The sequence below is a fragment of the Bradyrhizobium sp. Mp27 genome (genome assembly GCF_029953005.1).
GTDB lineage: Bacteria > Pseudomonadota > Alphaproteobacteria > Rhizobiales > Xanthobacteraceae > Bradyrhizobium > Bradyrhizobium barranii.
In genome coordinates this window covers 1-801 of sequence record NZ_JASAUS010000564.1, presented here as the reverse complement: position 1 = coordinate 801, position 801 = coordinate 1, and the positions used below count along the sequence as shown (strand labels likewise).

Below are 801 nucleotides of genomic sequence, written 5' to 3'. Positions count from 1 at the left end.
CCGAGATGAAGACGCGGCGGGGATTTTGTGTGTCGTGGCCGCGATATCCCTTGTCGACATAGGCCCGTTCGATCGGGCAGCCGGTGAGGCTCTCGGTGCGCTCGATGACGTTGCGAAGGGTGTGACCGTCGTAGGGGTTGTCCGGCAGCGAGCAGGCGTGGAGCACGAACAAGCCGCCCGGAGCTCTTTGGTTGTTGGTGACGATGGAGGCCTTCACGCCGAACTCATAGGGCGGCGGCCTTGCCCTTGCCGATGCACTCGACCTCCGGAGCATGGAAGGAATACAACTTCCAGCCGCGCTGGCGCTGCTGCTGCGAGCCGATCTGGGTGGCTCGGCTCAGCGGCAGGGCGAATGCCCCCTCCAATGCGGCCTGGCCCTCGGTCTTGCGGCGAATGTCGCGGATGATCCGGCCCAGCCGGCTGCGCAGGATGCGCAGCTGTCGCTGATGCCGGTTGAATTGTTTGGCATGAGCGTAGCGGCCCGCCATCATCGCCGCGCTTTTGGCCACGCGAACATAGGATTGCCGGAGCCTGACCCCGTGCTTCCTCGCCAGGCGGTTCAACCCGCGGATCGCTGCATGCAGCAGCTTGGCGTCGGTCGGGAAGCTGATGGCCTTCGGTTGGACGGTCGTGTCGACCGTGACCCGCTTGAGGTCCTGGCTGCGCAACGCACCGCTCGCGTGCGCCACGCGAAGGCTCTCGGCCAACAACCGCTCCAGCTTGTCGCCGAGCCGCTTGCGCCAGTGGCTCAGGTCTGAGCGCTCATGCGGGAAAACGTGCTGGAAAAACTCTTCGCCGGTG

General features: G+C 65.4%; 1 pseudogene. It reads right to left on the bottom strand.

The annotated features are described in order from the left end of the window. Positions 1–801: pseudogene (locus tag QJT78_RS51755) on the bottom strand (IS5-like element ISBj2_B family transposase); the annotation flags it as partial.